The organism is Streptomyces sp. NRRL S-31, from assembly GCF_000718775.1.
Taxonomy (GTDB): domain Bacteria; phylum Actinomycetota; class Actinomycetes; order Streptomycetales; family Streptomycetaceae; genus Streptomyces.
This window is the reverse complement of the sequence record NZ_JOCB01000013.1, coordinates 20,689-36,485: the sequence shown is the minus strand read 5'-3', so window position 1 is coordinate 36,485 and position 15,797 is coordinate 20,689. Positions and strand designations below refer to the sequence as shown.

Here is a 15,797-nt window from a genome sequence, read left to right as displayed (position 1 = left end):
TCCCACGCGGTGGGAGCGCGCGCCGCCGGGGCGGCTCGCCGTCCTTCCCTACATAGTCACCGCCTTCGGGGCGGTGTGCCTCCCAGCGGGCCGGGACGGGCGCGGCACGCCGCCTCTCCGGGGTGCGGCGGTGCGCTCGCCGGCCGGTCCCCGCCGTGCGGCGGGTGCCACCGGGCCGCCGTCACCGGGGCCCGGTGCCGGTCTGGAGGGGGCAGGCGGTGGATCCGGTGGCGGTGGGGCGGGCCGGCAGGGGCTGCAAGGGGGTGCAGACGGGGGTGGCCGCTCCGATGAGTTCGACCAGGCCGTCGCCGCCGGTGGGCGGGGCGAGCCTGGACCAGTTGTTGGCCAGCCAGACGTTGCCGGACTGGTCGAGCTGGACGGCGGTGAGGTGCTGGATGGACTTGCTGCGGTAGCCGTCGGGCGGGGAGAGCACCGCGCCGGTGGCGGAGCCGGGCGGGCAGGCGTCGGTGTTCGCACCGCACAGGACGGAGACGGAGGGGGCACCGAAGCCGGCGACCCACACGCGGTCCGATCCGTCGACGGCCACGGACCAGGGGGCGATGGTCGTGGGCAGTCGGTAGGCGCCGGTGACCTTGCCGTCGGGGCCGAGTTCGGTGACCGAGTTGCTGAGGAAACCGGGCACCCAGACGTTGTCCCGGGAGTCGACGGCGAGGGCGAGGGGCCAGTCGAGCGAGTCGTGCTCGATCGGCGAGAACGCGGTCGGCTTGAAGTCGGGGCCGATGACGGTGACGCTGCCGCCCGCGTGTCCCGTGAGGGGGCGCGTGTCCATGAGCTTCGCACCGTTGAGGCGGGCGTTGGAGACCCAGGCCCGGCCCTGGCCGTCGATCTGGATCGAGAACGGGTGGTCGAGGCCGCCGCCGGTGATGGTGATCGCCTTGGCGGGATCGCCGTGCGGGTAGACGATCACGCTGCCCTTGCCCCGGTTGCCCTTGAGTCCGTAGAAGTTGGCGATCCAGAGGTTGCCCTTCTGGTCGACGGCGGTGCCCTGCGGGTGGTCGAGGCCGCCGTCCCTGAAGCCCGTGGCGGGGGAGAGCGTGTGGCCGGCCGCGGAGAACTTCGCCATGGCGTCACCGGCGTAGCTGGGCACCCACACGGATCCCGCGTGGTCGATGGCGATCCCCCAGGCGCCCGCCTTCATGCCGCCGCCGCTGAGGGGGCTGTTCAGGGCCGGGTTGCCGACCGGGTCCTGCACGGTGACGTAGGGGCTGGGGTCGCGGGTCCCCGGCAGCCAGTTGTTGGAGGCCCAGACGTTGCCCTTGGCGTCGACGGCGACGCGTCCGGGGGCGTAGACCTCGGGGGCGGTGTAGTGCAGGGCCAGTACCCAGGCCGTGGGGGCCTGGTCGAGCGCCGGGGCGTAGGTGTGGGCGCGGCCGGCCAGGGCGTGCAGCTCGCCGGTGGCCAGCCGCGGGTTGCGGGCGAGAGCGGCCACGGCCTGGGCGGTGTCCGCGGGCGCGGGGCCGCGCGGCGGTGTCGCCCGGCGCAGCAGGTCCCGGCACCGCCCGGTGTCCGCCCCGGGCGCGCACAGGGAGACCAGGTTGGCCAGGGTGCCGAGGGTGGCCAGGGTGTCGTTCCTGGCCCCGTTGTCGTGGTTCGTGACGACCTTGCCCGGCTTTCCCGTGGCCGGGTCGGCGAGGTTGTACGACGTGGCGGCGGCGTTCTCCAGGCCGGGGCTCGGGCCCGAGACGCCGCGCCGGTCGGTGAACTGGGCCAGGGCGAAGCCGGTGGCGACCGTGGTGAACTCGTTGACGGTGACCGTCGATTCGTGGCGCTGCGGCACGCCGCCGCCCGGACCGACTCCCACGACGGAGCGCAGACGCAGGGCACGGTCGTGCGCGGGCGCGGCTTCCACGTACAGCACGGAGCCCGTGCGCTGCCCGGGCCGCAGCAGGAAGGAGCCGTGGGCGTCGGTCGTGGCACGCCCCAGTTGCCGGACGCCCCGCCGGTCCCCGGCGAAGAGGGTGACGGTGGCGTGGGACAACGGCTTCCCCGCGCTGGTGACGGTCCCGTGCAGCGGGGGCGGCGCGCCCGCGTCCGCGGGCGTGGCCGTGGGAAGGGCCGCGGGAAGCAGTGCCAGGGTGGCCGACGCGGCCAGGGCGGTACGGGAGAAGGGCGGGGAGGGCTTGGACTTGCGGGCGCCGCGGGGGGTTCGGGGGGTCGCTCCGCGGATGCCGGTGACGGTGAACGAGGGGAACAAGGTCGGGAGCCTTTCGTCGGGGCGGCAGGGTGCGGAACCCCGCGCGCCGGCCGGGGAGCTGACGCCCCGGCGGGTTCCTGGCCCGGACGGTCGCGGGCGGCGGTCACGGGGAGACGGTCGCGGAGGGAGGCGGCGAGCCGGTCGCGGACGGAAGCGGGGAGCCGGTGGCGGGGGGCTGTCGGTGGCCCCGGCGGGCGGTGGCAGGGGGCTGTCGGTGGCCCCCGGCGGGCGTCGCGGTCGCGGGAGGAGCGGACGGAGCGCTCACGGAATCGGAGGGCCGCGTCACGGGGCCCGGTGGCCGCGTTCGTCGTCCCGGCGCGAGCGGGCCTGTCCCCCGCCGCTGTCCGGGTCGCGCAGCGTGAACCAGCCGATCTTCCGGCCGGACAGCCAGATCAGCCCCAGGTACAGGTGCGGTTCGACCTGGCGCAGCTCATCGCGCACCCCTGCGCACAGCGTGGAGGTGTGGGAGTAGTCGATGACGATGCACTCCCGGTCGTCCAGGCGGCTGGGCCCGGGGCCGACCGTGGCGACGACGGACAGGATGTCCAGCGGGGTGAGGCGGTTGCTGAGGTAGCCCTCCGGGCTGAAGACCTTGCCCCGCCACAGGCACAGCCGCACCAGGCCGGCGAGCAGCCGCGCCCCCACGGGCCCGGCCGCCGGGAGGATGGCCCGGCCTTCCATCGGGCCTTGGGGGATCTCACCCGCCGGGCTCTTGCGGAACAGGTCCTCGATCTGTTTGCCGTCGGTACTGAGCAGCTCGGTGTCGGTAGGCATCACGATCTTCCTTCTGACCGTCGCCGGCGCTTCGCCGCCGCGTCCACGGCCCCGGTCCGGCACGCAAGGCACGGCAAGCCCGGGGCCGGGCGGCGCGGAAGGCATGGGGCCGGGCGCACGGGACCGGGTGCGCGGGCCCGTCGGCGCGTGGTCCCCTGTCAGGGGCCGAACGACGGCCGTGACCGCGAACCGGTCCGCGGGAGCCGGTCCCGGGCACCCGGGGCGGGTGCCGCGAGCCCGGTCGCGGCGAACCGTGCGAGAGAGGCGGGACCGCGCCTCGGGGCGACCGGTCCGGCGCTGTGATCATCTTGCGGATTTCCCATCCGCCGCTTCCTCCATCGTGGACCCGGGCGGCGCGGCTCACCACCGCTGGCGGACCGTGGCGGTGTCGCGTGCGGGGGTCCTCGGGTGGGGTCGTACCGGCGCGGCCCCCGCCGCGGCCCGCGGGCCCGCGGGCCGCGGCGGGGGCCGCTCGCGGTGTCCTTCACCAGCTCAGTGTGATCCCGGCGCCGATCCCGCCGAGCCCGAGGGCGACGCAGGCGGCCGGCCAGCCGCCCCTGCCCCACGGGAAGAACCGGTCGAGGGACAGCCGGCCCGGACCGATCGCGGCCACGGCGATGGCCACGACGGCGATGCCCACGTTGTACTCGACGCCGCCGTCCGTGTCCCACAGGCCGTGGGCCGCGGTGACGGTCACCATCGCGTTGATCATCACGCCGACCAGCGCGGCGGCCGCCAGCGGGGTGAGCAGTCCCACGGCCAGGCCGAGGCCGCCGAGGAGTTCGGAGAGGCCGCCGATCAGCGCGAACAGCCTCGCCGGGTGGAAGCCGAGGTCGCCGAACGCCTTGGCGACGGCCGTCAGCCCCGTCCCCCCGAACCAGCCGAACAGCTTCTGGGCGCCGTGCCCGGCCATCAACAGTCCGAAGGTCAGCCTGAGAAGGAGGAGCCCCCAGTCGCCGGCGGTCAGCCCGTGGGCCGGGGTGTGCCCCGGCGCCGGTCGCGTGGCGGCCGAAGGCCGGTCCGTGTTGCGGTTCGTCATCAGCATGCTCCGGTACGGACGCCGAAACGGGTGCGAGTGCCGGCCATGACAGGCATCGGCTCACCGGTCGGCGGGGAGAGGCCCGCGCTTCGTCCGCGGGGGTGCGTCCCGCCCGTACCGATCCTTCCGCAACCGCGGCGCCGCCGCACATCGGGCGGCCGGCCGGGCGCACCGCGCGGGCGGCCCGCAGGATGGACACCGGGGCCGTTCGGCCACCGCCGCGCACCGGCCCCTCCGACCGGTGCCCGAGGGAGGCAGGCGTGGGATACGGCACGGACGCAGGCGTGGGATACGGCACGGACGTGACCCTGCACGACCTGTGGCACCGGCTGCCCCGCGCCTCCCGCTCGGAGCTGCTGCGGCGCGGCGCCGAGGCCGGCTGGTGGGTCCTCGACGCGTCGCCGGGCCACTGGGAGGCGATGCGCCCGCTGGTCTTCGCGGAACGGGACTACCACCGGTTCGCCGCGCTGGCGGCGGGTGTCCTGCGGTGCGCCCTGCTCGCCTGCGAGCGCCGGGCCGGGACCGCCGGCGAGCTGTACCGGGCGCTGCGCGACCACCGCGACCTGCCGCTGCTGGACCCCGCGCAGCGGCTGTCCGACGCCGGCCTGCTGCGCATGGCCCGTCCCGACGCGCTGGTCGTCGGCGGCACGCCCTGGTTCGTCGAACTGAACGTCGGCCCCAACATCTACGGGGTCCCGGGGCTGGAGAGACGGGGCTCGGTGTTCGCGCGCGGATGGCCGGACGGCACCCTGCTCGAGCCGCCGTCCACGCTGCGAGCCCGGGCGGCGGCCCTGGCCGCGGCGGTGCCGGCGGCCGGCGGCGGGCGCGGCCGGACGCTCGTCGCGACCTGGCGGGCGGACTCGGGCATCGCGGCGAAGCTGGGCGGCGTCCGCGCGCTGCGCCGCTATCTGGAGCCGGCCGCGGAGGCCGCCGGGGCGGCGGGGCTCGACGTGTGCGTCGCGGATCTGTCCGAGGTGCGCGGCGGCACCGGCGGGCTGTGGGTGGGCGGCGACCGCGTCGACGTGGTCTTCAACCAGTTCACCGGTTCCGTGCCCGCGGACAGGCGCTCCGTCGCCGTACTGCGCGACGCGGTCCTGGCCGGCACCGTCCGGCTGTTCGTCCCGGAGGCGTCGTGTCTGCTCAGCGCCAAACAGGTGCTGGCGTGGATGCACGAGGACCTTGACCTCTACGAGCCGGCGGACCGCGAGCTGATCCTGCGGCACGTGCCGTGGACGGCGTGGCTGGGTCCCGGTCAGTCCGCCGAGCGGCGCCGGCGCCTGCTGGCCCGGGCGGCGCGGGAACGGACCGGACTCGTCGTCAAACCGTCGTACGGCCATGGGGGCGCCGGCTTCCTCGCGGGTCACGAGGTGGCTCCGCGGGAGTGGCTCGGCCTGCTGGCGCGGTGCTCGCGCGAGACCACGCTCGTCCTCCAGCACCGGCTCGTCCCCGACCGCACCCGGATGCGCTTCCGCGCCCCCGACGGTGCCCGGAGGGTGGCCCGGGTTCCCTTCGTCCTCTCCCCGTTCGTGCTGGACGGGCGGGGCGCGGGCGCCCTGGTCCGCCACCCGGGCCCCGGGCCGGGCCGCGCCACCGGGCCCGTGAACACCGCGGCGGGAGCCGTCTCCAACACCGTGCTGCTGCTCGGGGATCCGGGGGCCGGCCGGCCGGCGGGAGGCGGCTGACGGCCGCCTCGGGCCGTCATTCGCCGCCGGGGGTGCCGGTGTTCCAGTCGAGGCGCAGGATGGCCAGGTCGTCGGTGTGCCGGTCGGCGTTGAGGGTGCGGGTGCGGGCGATCAGCTGGTCGAGGTGGGTGCCGGGATCGGGTGCGCGGACGCTGTCGATGATCCGCAGCAGGCCGTCCACGCCGAGGCGGGCGCCGGAGGGGTCCGCAAACCCCTCGATGAGACCGTCGGTGTAGGCGACGAGGGCGCCCCGGGGCGGCAGGGCCAGGGTGGTGGCGGGCCACTTGCCGAGGCCGGGGGCGATACCGAGGGCGATACCGTGCGGGGCGGCGACCTGACGGGTGCCCTCGGGGGTGAGGAGAAGGGGTTCGTGGTGGCCGGCCAGGTGCAGGGTGAGGGTGGCCGCGGCCGGGTCCAGGGTGATGAGGGTGCAGGTCGTGAACAGGTCGCTGACAGCCCGTTCGGCGATGTGGATCTGTTCCAGCAGGTGCAGGAGGTGCTGATCGCGGTGGCCGCCGAGGGTCAGGGACCGCCAGGCGATGCGCAGGCAGACGCCGAGCGCGGCGGCGTCGGGGCCATGGCCGCTGACGTCTCCGATGACGGCGTGGATCTGTCCGTCCTCGGTCTGGACGACGTCGAGGAAGTCACCGCCCAGCAGGGCCTGTGCCCGTCCGGGGTAGTAGCGGCTGGAGGCGGTGACGGCCGAGGAGGTCAGGATGGGCTCGGGCAGGAGGCCGCGTTCCAGGCGCGCGTTCTCCTCGGCGCGCAGCCGGCCCATCGCGAGGGCGGCGTTGGCGCGTTCGGCCTGCTTGCGCTGGACGGCGTAGCGGACGGCGCGCTGCATCAGGTCGGGTTCGACCTTGCCCTTGACCAGGTAGTCCTGGGCGCCCGCGGCGAGGGCGTCGACTCCGGCGCGGGGTTCGTCCAGTCCGGTCAGGACGATGATGGCGGCATGCGTGTCCGGCTGGATCGCCTGGACCGTCCGCACTCCGGAGGCGTCGGGCAGGTGCAGGTCCAGCAGGACGCAGTCGACGGGGTCCGCCGCGAGTGCCCGGCGTGCCTCGGCGGCGCTGCGGCAGCGCACCAGGACGTGCGGCAGGTCGGTGTCGAAGAGGAGTTCCTCCACCAGGAGGGCGTCCCCGTCGTCGTCCTCCACCAGCAGGATGCGGAACCGCTCCAGGCCGCTCGCGGCTTGCTCGGTCACGGCTGGGTCTCCCTCTCCGCGGACTCCGTTCCGCTCCCGGTCCCGCTCCCGGTGGCGGTGGCGGGAAGGGTGAAGAGGACACGGGTGCCCTCCGTGTAGTCGGGATCGATGCCGATCCTGCCGCCGTGGAACTCCACGACCTTCTTGCACATCGCCAGACCGATGCCGGTGCCGGGGTAGGCGTCCTTGGTGTGCAGCCGCTGGAAGAGGACGAACACCTTCTCCTGGAACTCCGGCGCGATGCCGATGCCGTTGTCGGCGACCGCGAAGTCCCAGCGGTCGCCGTCCCGGACGGCGGTGACGTGGATGCGCGGCGTCCGGTCGGGGCTGCGGAACTTGATCGCGTTGGACAGCAGGTTCTGCCAGAGCATGCCCAGTTGGGTGGCGTCCCCGACGACGGTGGGCAGCGGGTCGTGGGTGATCTCGGCGGCGGAGTCCTCGACGGACACGCTCAAGTCGTCGAGGGTGCCGCGCAGCACCTGTTCCAGGTCCACGCTCCGGTGGTCGTTGTGCACCCGGCCGACCCGGGAGAAGGTCAGCAGGTCGTTGATGAGGACCTGCATGCGGTTGGCGCCGTCGACGGCGAAGGCGATGTACTGGTCGGCCTTCGCGTCCAGTTGACCGCCGTAGCGGCGTTGCAGGAGCTGGGTGAAGCTGGAGATCTTGCGCAGCGGTTCCTGGAGGTCGTGGGAGGCGACGTAGGCGAACTGCTCCAGTTCCGCGTTGGACCGCCGGAGGTCCTCCGCCTGCTCGTCCAGCAGCCCGCGGGACTCCTCGCTGAACTGAAGCTCCCGCACCAGCCGGCGGCGCATCGCCTCCACGTCGGAGGCCAGCCGGCGCAGGTCGGCGGGGCCGTCAACGGCCAGGGAGCGGTCGAAACGGCCCTGGGCGACGTCCCGGGCGGCCGCGCCCAGTCTGCCGAGCGGGCCGGTGACGCCGCGGCGCAGCCCCTCGAAGACGAGCACCGCCACCAGGACGATGACGAGGGCGATCACCGCGAACACCCAGTTCCGCAGGGACTGTGCCCGTCCCAGCTCGTGGGTGGCCCGCGCCCGCTCGCTCTGGAGACGGTCCTGCTGGCGCTCCATCGCCCGCCGCAGCGAGTCGAACGTGGCCTTGCCCTCCGTGGCCCGGTCGGCGGCCAGGCGTACGGCGTCCCCGGCGGAGGCGGCCGACACGGGCCGGGCGATGCGCTGCTGCCAGGTGGCCGCCAGCTTCTCCACCCGGTCCAGGTCGGCGCGGGCCCGCGGGTCGTCCTCGACCAGGGGGCGCAGATGGCGGAGGGCGGCCTTCTCGTCGGTCACGCCCCGCGCGTACGGCTGGAGGAAGTCCGCGCGGCCGGACAGCCCGTAACCCCGGACCCCGGTCTCCTGGTTGACCAGTGCCTCCTCCACCCGCATCGCGTCGATGAGGGCGGGCGAGCGCCGGCTCACCAGCTCGTCCGTGATCTGAGAGGTACGCCACATCGCCCAGCCGCCCAGCGATCCCAGCACCGCCAGGACGACCAGGGTCGCGGCGACCCCGGCCCGCAGCCAGCGCCGGGTCGTCCAGCCGCTGAACGCACCCTCGGAATCGGGAGGCTCGGTCTTCATGGTGGTCTGTCCGTCTCCTCGGCGATCGATGCCATACTTGTCATACGGCAAGCACACTGTACCCACGGCCGGACAACGCATGTTGTCCCCCCTGAGAGGAACGCCGTAGGGTGAGGGCATGCCTGGTCCAGCATCCACTCCGCATCCGTCCGGGGAGACGGCCGCGCTCGTGAGCCAGGTGGTGGACGAACTCGTCCGGCGCTTCGTCCGGGACGACGTCCACTCGCCCGCCCCTGCCGACCCGGCCGGCGCGGCACGGCGCCGGGCGCTGGTACGCCTGAGCGTCCTGGCCGACGTCAAGCAGGCCGTCAGGGACCTGGAGGACCAGGCGGCCCACGCCGCGGCCGCGGGCGGAGCGGGCTACCCGGAGATCGGCCAGGCCGTGAGCATGAGCCGTCAAGGGGCCCGACGCCGCTGGCCCGGACTGATCACCAACAACGCCCACTCCCCGGCCTCCCAACCCACATCCCGGAGCTCGTGACCCATGGCTGCCGCCGCAACCCGCCCCTACGACGTCCTGCTGGTCGAAGACGACGTCGCCGACGCCATGCTCATCCAGGACGCTCTCGCCGAGCGCGGTACCCGCAACCTCACCCAGGTCTCCGACGGCATCGCGGCGCTGGAGTACCTGCGCGACCCGGCGAACGAGCGCCCCGATCTCATCGTGCTCGACCTCAACATGCCACGGATGAACGGGCGGGAGTTCCTCGCCGTGGTGAAGGAGGACGCCGACCTCCGCACCATCCCGGTCGTCGTGCTGACGACGTCCGCCGCCCCGGACGACGTCACGGGCGCCTATCGGCACCACGCCAACGCCTATGTCACCAAGCCGGTGAACCTGGAGCAGTTCGAGGCGGCGGTCCGCAGCATCGACGCCTTCTACCTCGACATCGCCGTGAAGCCCCCGAAGGACTGACGACCCGCGCCCGACGCCCCGCCCCTGGCGGTCCCCCGACCGGGGCGGGACTCGGCGTACCGGTGCCGAGGGGGACGGTGCGCGTCAGGCGGCGTCCTGGTCCCGGTCAGCGGGATGCGCGCGATGACCCGCTTGCCGCCCGCGTCCCCGCGTACGGCGAAGTCCCGGGCGACGGCCCTCACGATCTCCAGACCGTGCCGGACGACGCGCCGAGGGCCGGCCGGCTCCGGGGCGGGCAGGGCGGGGGGCGCTGCCCCGGACCTCGGTCTCGACCGCGGATTCCGTGACGCGCACGACCATGCGGACAGGACCGGGGGCGCACTTCCCGGCGTTGGTGACCGGCTCGCCGACGACGAGCCGGGAGGAGCCCACCACACGTTCCGTGATCGCGGGCCCGCGCTCGCTCGCCGTCCGGGCGAGGAAGGACGCCGCGCGAGGACGGGCCCGCGCCGTGCAGGCCCCGTCCCCGTCCAGGGCGACGGTCATCCCGGGTACCTCGCCGGTGCGGCCGGTGGCGTTCCCACCGGCTGGCTCCGCGTTCATCGACGGGTGCTCTCCCCCCTGCTCGGGCTCCTCTGCCCACCGGACCCGCCGGCACCGGACGAGCATCGGTGACGCGGTCGTCCCTACCGCTCCGCCTCGGCATGCGACGCGGCCTTCCCGGCCGGCCGAGGCGCTTGCGGGGCCCGGCCGCGAGCGTGCGCGGGGCCGGCGGGGTCCGGCGCCTCCCGTCGGGAGCGGACCCCGCGAGCCCGGCGTGATCGGGACGAGATCCCGGTCAGGCCCGCAGCCGCCGCGGGGCGCGGCCGGGGGCGCGCCGGACGGCCCAGGCGCTGGCCACGCCCAGCAGAGCGCCCGCGACGACATCGGTCGGGTAGTGGGCCCCGCTCTGGACGCGCTCGGCCGCCACCACGGGGGCCACCAGCGCGCACAGGGCGCCCGCGAGCGGCCAGGCCGGGAGGACGGCCGCGGTGAACGCCGCGGCGGCCGCGGTGTGCCCGGAGGGGAACGACGAGGACTCGGGGCGGTCGTGGACCTCGTCGTGCGGGATCCAGTCCACGGGCGGCCGGGGCCGGCCGGTCAACCGCTTGCACAGCCCGTTGGAGACCAGTTGCGCCAGGGCCAGCGCCGCCAGCCCCGACACGGCGGCACGCCGCCCGCGCCGGCCCCCGGACAACGCCATCGCCACGGCCGCGCCGCACCACAGCTTGGTGCCCTCCGCGCACTCCTCCACCGCCGACAGCGCCCGGTGGGCGACCGGCCCGGTCCGGGCGGCCATCCGCTGGGTCAGCCGCCGATCGGTCTCACGTATCACCGCGATCACGCTCATGAACAGCAGGTGTCCCCGACCCGGCCGCGCCATTCCCGTCGGTCCGCACAGGGCGCCGACGCACCCCTGCCGGCCCGACCGCCCGCCCCGCCACGCGTCGCCCGCCGCCGCGGGCGGCGCGGCTCAGGCGTCCGTCGCGGCGGGCGGCGCGGGGTCCGCCGTCGCGGGCGGGTCCGCCGTCGCGGGCGGCGGGGGTGCCGTCCGGTCGTGCAGGCGCCGGGTCGCCGCCCACAGCAGCAGGGCGGCGCAGCTGAACGCCGCTCCGAGGGCGGCGACCGCCGTCCATCCCGCCGCCGCGTACGCCACCGAGGAGCCGGTGGCGCCGAGGGCGCTGCCGGCCGAGTAGAAGACCATGTAGCCGCCGATGATCCTGCTCCCCGCGTCCGGGCGCACCGCGTGGACGAGGGTCTGGTTGGTGACGTGCACGGCCTGGACGGCGAAGTCCAGCAGGACCGCGCCGACCGCCAGCGCCCAGAGCGACTGGCGGGTGAACGCCAGCGGGAGCCACGACACCGCGAGGAGTACCAGGGCGGTGCCGGTGGTCCGCTGCGCGAGGCCGCGGTCGTTCCAGCGGCCGGCGGCGCCCGCGGCCAGGGCCCCGGCCGCGCCGGCGAGTCCGAACGCGCCGATCGCGGTGTGTGTCAGCGACCACGGCGGGGCGCTGAGCGGCTGGACGACGCTGCTCCAGAGCGTGCTGAAGGCCGCGAAGACCAGGAAGGCCAGCCCGCCGCGGACCAGGAGCAGGGGGGTGCGGACGAACAGGCCGACGGTCGACGCGGGCAGACGCCGGTACGGCAGGCCGGCCGCCGGTGGGCGCCCGGCCGGCAGGACGCGGCGCAGGAGCAGGGCGAGCGTGGCGGTCAGTCCCGCCGAGAGGAGGTAGACGGCGCGCCAGCCCGCCAGGTCGGCCACGGTGCCCGCCACCGTACGGGCCAGCAGGATGCCGGTGATCACCCCGCTGGTGACCGATCCGACGACCCGCCCCCGGTGGGCGGGGGCAGTGAGGTGGGCCGCCGCGGCGACCATCGTCTGGGCGACGACGGCGAGGGCGCCGACCGCCGCGAGGGCGGCGAGCAGTGCGCCGGCCCCGGGCGCCAGGCCGACGGCCAGCAGTGCGGCGGCGAGCAGGCCGAGCTGGCACGGGATCAGGGTGCGCCGGTCGACCAGGTCTCCGAGCGGGACGAGCAGGAGCAGACCGGCCGCGTACCCGAGCTGGGTGACGGCGACGATCGCGCCGAGCAGGCCGGGGCCCAGCGCGAACCGCTCGCCGAGGGTCACCAGCAGGGGCTGGGCGAAGTAGACGTCGGCCACCGCGCTTCCGCACGCGACGGCGAAGAGCGGGACCAGCCACCCGGGCGGCGGCCCGGGCGGCGCGAGTGCGGTGTGCGGCGCGGCGTGCGCGGCCGTCCGGCCGCTCGCCGTGGGGCAGTGGTCCGGCATACGGCGCCCTCCCGAAAGTGGTTGCAACTTGCTACCAGCCGGACTGTAGGCCGCACTGGTAGCATGTTGCAACCAAGCGTGCCGTGAAGGAGGAGAGCCGATGGTGGCCCGCACCCGGTTCGATGCCGACCCCTGCCCCGTCGCCCGGTCCGTCGACGCCATCGGCGACTGGTGGTCGCTGCTGATCGTGCGCGACGCGTTCGACGGCAGCCGCCGCTTCGGCGAGTTCCGGCGGAGCCTCGGGATCGCCAAGAACATCCTCGCCGCCCGGCTGCGCGCGCTGGAGCAGGCCGGCGTGATCAGCGGCGTGCCCGCCGCCGACGGCGGCCCGCACCAGGAGTACGTGCTCACCGAGAAGGGCCGCGCCCTCTTCCCCGTCATCGTCGCCCTGCGCCAGTGGGGCGAGGGGCACTGCTTCGCCCCCGGGGAGGCGCACTCGCGGCTGCTGGACCGTCGCGGCGGGCGCCCGCTGAGCCCGCTGGAGGTCCGTGACGGCGACGGACGGCCGATCGGCCCCGACGAGACGGTGGTGGAAAAGCTCGGCCCCCGTGACGACACCCCCGACGCCACCGGCTGACCTGCGCGCCGGCAGTCGGCGAGCAGCGCCGGGTCCGCCGCACGGCCGCCCCGCCCCCGGGCCGTACCGCCGGTCGACCGCCGAGGCGGGTTGCACCTCCCGACCCACGGGCGTTACCTGGATGTACCGGCGGTGAAGCGAGCGCACAGGCCACGGAGCGTCCGAGGGCCTCGCCTTCGTGTGGCCCCGGCAGCGGCCTGCCTCGCTGCCGTCTTCCAGCGCTCGACGCGGAGGTGACAGAGGTGAAAGCCGTTGTCTACGAAAGGCCCTTCAGCGTCACGGTGAAGGACGTCGACGACCCGCAGCTCCAGCATCCCAACGACGTGCTCGTCCGGGTCACGTCGTCCGCGATCTGCGGCTCCGACCTGCACATGTACGAGGGGCGCACGTCGGCCGAACCGGGCATCGTCTTCGGACACGAGAACCTCGGCGTCATCGAGGAGGTCGGCAGCGGTGTCACCTCCCTGTCCGTCGGGGACCGTGTCGTGATGCCCTTCAACGTCGCGTGCGGGTTCTGCAAGAACTGCCTCGCGGGGGAGACGGGATTCTGCCTGACGGTCAATCCCGGATTCGCCGGCGGGGCGTACGGCTACGTGGCCATGGGCCCCTACAAGGGCGGCCAGGCGGAGCGGCTCCGGGTGCCCTTCGCCGACTTCAACTGTCTGAAACTGCCACCGGGAGAGGAGTTCGAGACCGACTTCGTCCTGCTCGCCGACATCTTCCCGACCGGGTACCACGGCTGCGAACTGGCCCAGGTCTCCCCCGGCGAGACCGTGGCCGTCTACGGCGCCGGACCGGTGGGCCTGATGGCCGCCTACTCGGCGATGCTGCGCGGCGCGGCCAAGGTGTTCTCGGTCGACCGGGTGCCCGAGCGACTGGCCAAGGCGGAGGAGATCGGGGCGGTCCCCATCGACTTCACGAAGGGCGACCCGGCCGCGCAGATCAAGGAGCACACCGACGGGGAGGGCACCGACAAGGGTGTCGACGCCGTCGGCTACCAGGCCCAGTCGCACGACACCAGCCACGAGGAACCGGCCATCGTCCTCAACGAACTGGTCGAGACGGTACGGCCGACCGGCCGGCTCGGCATACCGGGCCTGTACGTGCCGTCCGACCCGGGCGGCCCGGACGAGCACGCCAAGCACGGCCAACTCCTGGTCTCGATCGGCAGGATGTTCGAGAAGGGCCAGAAGGTGGGCACCGGGCAGTGCAACGTCAAGCGGTACAACCGCCAGCTGCGCGACCTGATCATCGCCAGGCGGGCCAGGCCCAGCTTCGTGGTCTCCCACGAACTGCCGCTGGAGGAGGCCCCGCTGGCGTACGAGAAGTTCGACAAGCGCATCGAGGGCTACACCAAGGTCGTACTCCACCCCGGCCACGCCCTCGCCGCGTGAGGCGACGGTCCGGGCACCCTCGCGTGCCCGGACCCTGACGACCCGGTGCGGTGTACGGCTGCCCTGCTCCCGGCGCGGCCGGATCCGCGGACGCGCTCGCGGTGGTGCCGACGCCCCGGACGGCGGTGGCGTGGCTGCCGCCGCCGGAGCTCTGGCCGGCGGTCCAGGAGATCCGCTGGGAGCACGACCCGCAGGTACGGCGGTGGCCGCCGCATGTGAACCTGCTGTTCGGGTTCGTACCGGAGGAGGAGTTCCGGCGCGCCGTGCCGCTGCTGTGCGCCGGGGCGGCGCGGAGCGCGGCGTTCACGGCGCGCCTGGCCGGCGTGCGCTGCTTCCGGCACCGGCACTACGCGACGGTGTGGCTCGATCCCGCCGCGGCCGGAGGGGCGCCCTGGGCACGCCTCCACCGTGAGCTGGAGTCGCGGTTCCCGCTCTGCCGCGGGCGCGGCGGGCGCTTCACCCCGCACCTGTCCCTGGGCCGCACCCGGGACCCCGGGCCGCTGGCCGCCGAGTGCGCCGCGCGGCTCGGTGCGCTGTCGGCGACGGTCGAGGAGGTGGTGGTCCTCTCCCGGCGCGACGACGGCCCCATGCGCCCCCGGATGGCGATCGCCCTGGGCACGGGCGAGGTTCACCGGCCACGGGAGTACCCGAGCTGACCTCCGCCCGGCGGGGACGTCCGTCCGGGACGACGGGCGGCGCGCGTACCGCCGGATTTCCCCCGCGTGACAGGCAGGTCCTGCCCCCGGCGCGTCCACACCCTACGAAAGCTTCGACAACTCCCGTCCGCGCGCCCAGCATCGAACCCTCACCGGTCTTACGACAGGAGCTTCACGATGGCCCCCTCCACGGCCGAGCGCACCCCTCCGATCTCCCTCGTCACCGGGGCCAACCGGGGCATCGGACGCGAAGTGTGCCGCCAGCTCGCCGCCCTCGGCCACACCGTCCTGCTGACCTCCCGCTCCCTCGCCCCGGCCGAGGCGGCGGCCCGGCAGCTCGCCCGGGAGGGCACCCGCGTCCATCCGCTCCAACTGGACGTCCGCGATCCCGGGAGCGTCACCGCCGCCGCGCGCGAGGTGGAGGAGGACTTCGGCCGGCTGGACGTCCTCGTCAACAACGCCTCGATCATGTACGACACCTGGCAGCGTGCCACCACCGCCGACCTCTGCACCGTCACCGAGGCCGCGGAGGCCAACCTGTACGGCCCCTGGCGCACCACCCAGACCTTCCTCCCCCTGCTGCGGCAGAGCGGGCACCCGAGAATCGTCAACGTCAGCAGCGAAGCGGCGTCCCTGGCGAGCATGGGCGGCGGCACACCCGCCTACGTCATCACCAAGGCCGGTCTCAACGCCCTCACCCTCATGCTCGCGGCCGAGCTGCGCGGCGACCGCTTCCTCGTCAACGCCGTCTGCCCGGGCTGGGTCGCCACCGACATGGGCGGTCCCGGGGGCCGGCCCGTCGAGGACGGCGCCGCCGGCGTGGTCTGGGCGGCGACGCTCCCGGTCGGCGGACCCACCGGCGGCTTCTACCGCGACGGCCACCCCATTCCCTGGTGACCGCCCCGCCCTCACCCCCGCCGCGGCCGACAGGCGGGCGTGCCCGGTCCCGGCGCCCCGGGACCGGGCACGCCCGGCGGC

Annotated in this window: 14 protein-coding genes; 7 read left to right on the top strand and 7 right to left on the bottom strand. The window is 74.9% G+C overall.

What is annotated here, in order from left to right; genetic code table 11:
• Positions 1–181: 181 nt before the first annotated feature.
• From IF37_RS0107645 to IF37_RS0107635, 3 genes are all read right to left on the bottom strand, one after another.
• A complete protein-coding gene (locus IF37_RS0107645; RefSeq protein WP_253915680.1) occupies positions 182–2,215 on the bottom strand; it encodes a hypothetical protein in 2,034 nt (677 codons plus the stop codon).
• A 282-nt stretch (positions 2,216–2,497) separates the two neighbouring features.
• Positions 2,498–2,989 (bottom strand): hypothetical protein, encoded by a 492-nt coding sequence (locus tag IF37_RS0107640; RefSeq protein WP_052845023.1) that lies wholly within the window; start codon positions 2,987–2,989, stop codon positions 2,498–2,500.
• 484 nt (positions 2,990–3,473) lie between these two features.
• On the bottom strand, positions 3,474–4,031 hold the full coding sequence (locus IF37_RS0107635; protein ID WP_052845037.1) for a DoxX family membrane protein: 558 nt from the start codon (positions 4,029–4,031) through the stop codon (positions 3,474–3,476).
• A 257-nt stretch (positions 4,032–4,288) separates the two neighbouring features.
• Here IF37_RS0107635 and IF37_RS0107630 point away from each other — a divergent pair, with 257 nt between their 5' ends.
• On the top strand, positions 4,289–5,710 hold the full coding sequence (locus tag IF37_RS0107630; RefSeq protein ID WP_030738201.1) for a hypothetical protein: 1,422 nt from the start codon (positions 4,289–4,291) through the stop codon (positions 5,708–5,710).
• A 16-nt stretch (positions 5,711–5,726) separates the two neighbouring features.
• Here IF37_RS0107630 and IF37_RS0107625 read toward each other — a convergent pair whose 3' ends face one another.
• The gene (locus IF37_RS0107625; protein ID WP_030738197.1) at positions 5,727–6,914 is read right to left on the bottom strand and encodes a PP2C family protein-serine/threonine phosphatase; all 1,188 of its coding nucleotides are present in this window, start codon (positions 6,912–6,914) and stop codon (positions 5,727–5,729) included.
• Positions 6,911–8,506 (bottom strand): ATP-binding protein, encoded by a 1,596-nt coding sequence (locus IF37_RS0107620; protein WP_030738194.1) that lies wholly within the window; start codon positions 8,504–8,506, stop codon positions 6,911–6,913. Before IF37_RS0107620 ends, IF37_RS0107625 begins: the two co-directional genes overlap by 4 nt.
• Before the next feature lie 118 nt (positions 8,507–8,624).
• Here IF37_RS0107620 and IF37_RS0107615 point away from each other — a divergent pair, with 118 nt between their 5' ends.
• Both IF37_RS0107615 and IF37_RS0107610 read left to right on the top strand, forming a co-directional pair.
• The gene (locus tag IF37_RS0107615) at positions 8,625–8,987 is read left to right on the top strand and encodes a hypothetical protein (protein WP_253915679.1); all 363 of its coding nucleotides are present in this window, start codon (positions 8,625–8,627) and stop codon (positions 8,985–8,987) included.
• Positions 8,988–8,990: 3 nt separating this feature from the next.
• On the top strand, positions 8,991–9,422 hold the full coding sequence (locus tag IF37_RS0107610) for a response regulator (protein ID WP_030738188.1): 432 nt from the start codon (positions 8,991–8,993) through the stop codon (positions 9,420–9,422).
• A gap of 778 nt (positions 9,423–10,200) precedes the next feature.
• On the opposite strand, the gene IF37_RS0107605 is transcribed toward IF37_RS0107610, so the two are convergent.
• On the bottom strand, positions 10,201–10,752 hold the full coding sequence (locus IF37_RS0107605) for a phosphatase PAP2 family protein (protein ID WP_037855963.1): 552 nt from the start codon (positions 10,750–10,752) through the stop codon (positions 10,201–10,203).
• Between the two features lie 123 nt (positions 10,753–10,875).
• Complete coding sequence (locus IF37_RS0107600) at positions 10,876–12,192, bottom strand: MFS transporter (protein WP_079165605.1); 1,317 nt, start codon at positions 12,190–12,192, stop codon at positions 10,876–10,878.
• A 100-nt stretch (positions 12,193–12,292) separates the two neighbouring features.
• Between IF37_RS0107600 and IF37_RS0107595 the strand changes: the two genes are divergently transcribed.
• The 4 genes from IF37_RS0107595 (at position 12,293) to IF37_RS0107580 (ending at position 15,716) form a co-directional block, all read left to right on the top strand.
• Positions 12,293–12,769, top strand: coding sequence for a helix-turn-helix domain-containing protein (locus tag IF37_RS0107595; RefSeq protein ID WP_030738173.1), 477 nt, complete (start codon positions 12,293–12,295; stop codon positions 12,767–12,769).
• A 242-nt stretch (positions 12,770–13,011) separates the two neighbouring features.
• Positions 13,012–14,163: a glutathione-independent formaldehyde dehydrogenase gene (locus IF37_RS0107590; RefSeq protein ID WP_030738170.1), complete on the top strand. Its 1,152-nt coding sequence runs from the start codon at positions 13,012–13,014 to the stop codon at positions 14,161–14,163.
• Between the two features lie 104 nt (positions 14,164–14,267).
• Entirely contained in the window at positions 14,268–14,819 is a 552-nt protein-coding gene (locus IF37_RS0107585) for a 2'-5' RNA ligase family protein (RefSeq protein ID WP_253915678.1), read from the top strand.
• Positions 14,820–14,996: 177 nt separating this feature from the next.
• On the top strand, positions 14,997–15,716 hold the full coding sequence (locus IF37_RS0107580) for an SDR family oxidoreductase (RefSeq protein ID WP_030738164.1): 720 nt from the start codon (positions 14,997–14,999) through the stop codon (positions 15,714–15,716).
• The last annotated feature ends 81 nt before the right edge of the window (positions 15,717–15,797 follow it).

Bases quoted from the DNA above. Each gene is read 5' to 3' on its own strand.
- IF37_RS0107640 (WP_052845023.1), bottom strand. From the start codon at position 2,989: ATGCCTACCGACACCGAGCTGCTCAGTACCGACGGCAAACAGATCGAG.
- IF37_RS0107620 (WP_030738194.1), bottom strand. From the start codon at position 8,506: ATGAAGACCGAGCCTCCCGATTCCGAGGGTGCGTTCAGCGGCTGGACG.
- IF37_RS0107615 (WP_253915679.1), top strand. From the start codon at position 8,625: ATGCCTGGTCCAGCATCCACTCCGCATCCGTCCGGGGAGACGGCCGCG.
- IF37_RS0107610 (WP_030738188.1), top strand. From the start codon at position 8,991: ATGGCTGCCGCCGCAACCCGCCCCTACGACGTCCTGCTGGTCGAAGAC.
- IF37_RS0107605 (WP_037855963.1), bottom strand. From the start codon at position 10,752: ATGAGCGTGATCGCGGTGATACGTGAGACCGATCGGCGGCTGACCCAG.
- IF37_RS0107600 (WP_079165605.1), bottom strand. From the start codon at position 12,192: ATGCCGGACCACTGCCCCACGGCGAGCGGCCGGACGGCCGCGCACGCC.
- IF37_RS0107595 (WP_030738173.1), top strand. From the start codon at position 12,293: ATGGTGGCCCGCACCCGGTTCGATGCCGACCCCTGCCCCGTCGCCCGG.
- IF37_RS0107580 (WP_030738164.1), top strand. From the start codon at position 14,997: ATGGCCCCCTCCACGGCCGAGCGCACCCCTCCGATCTCCCTCGTCACC.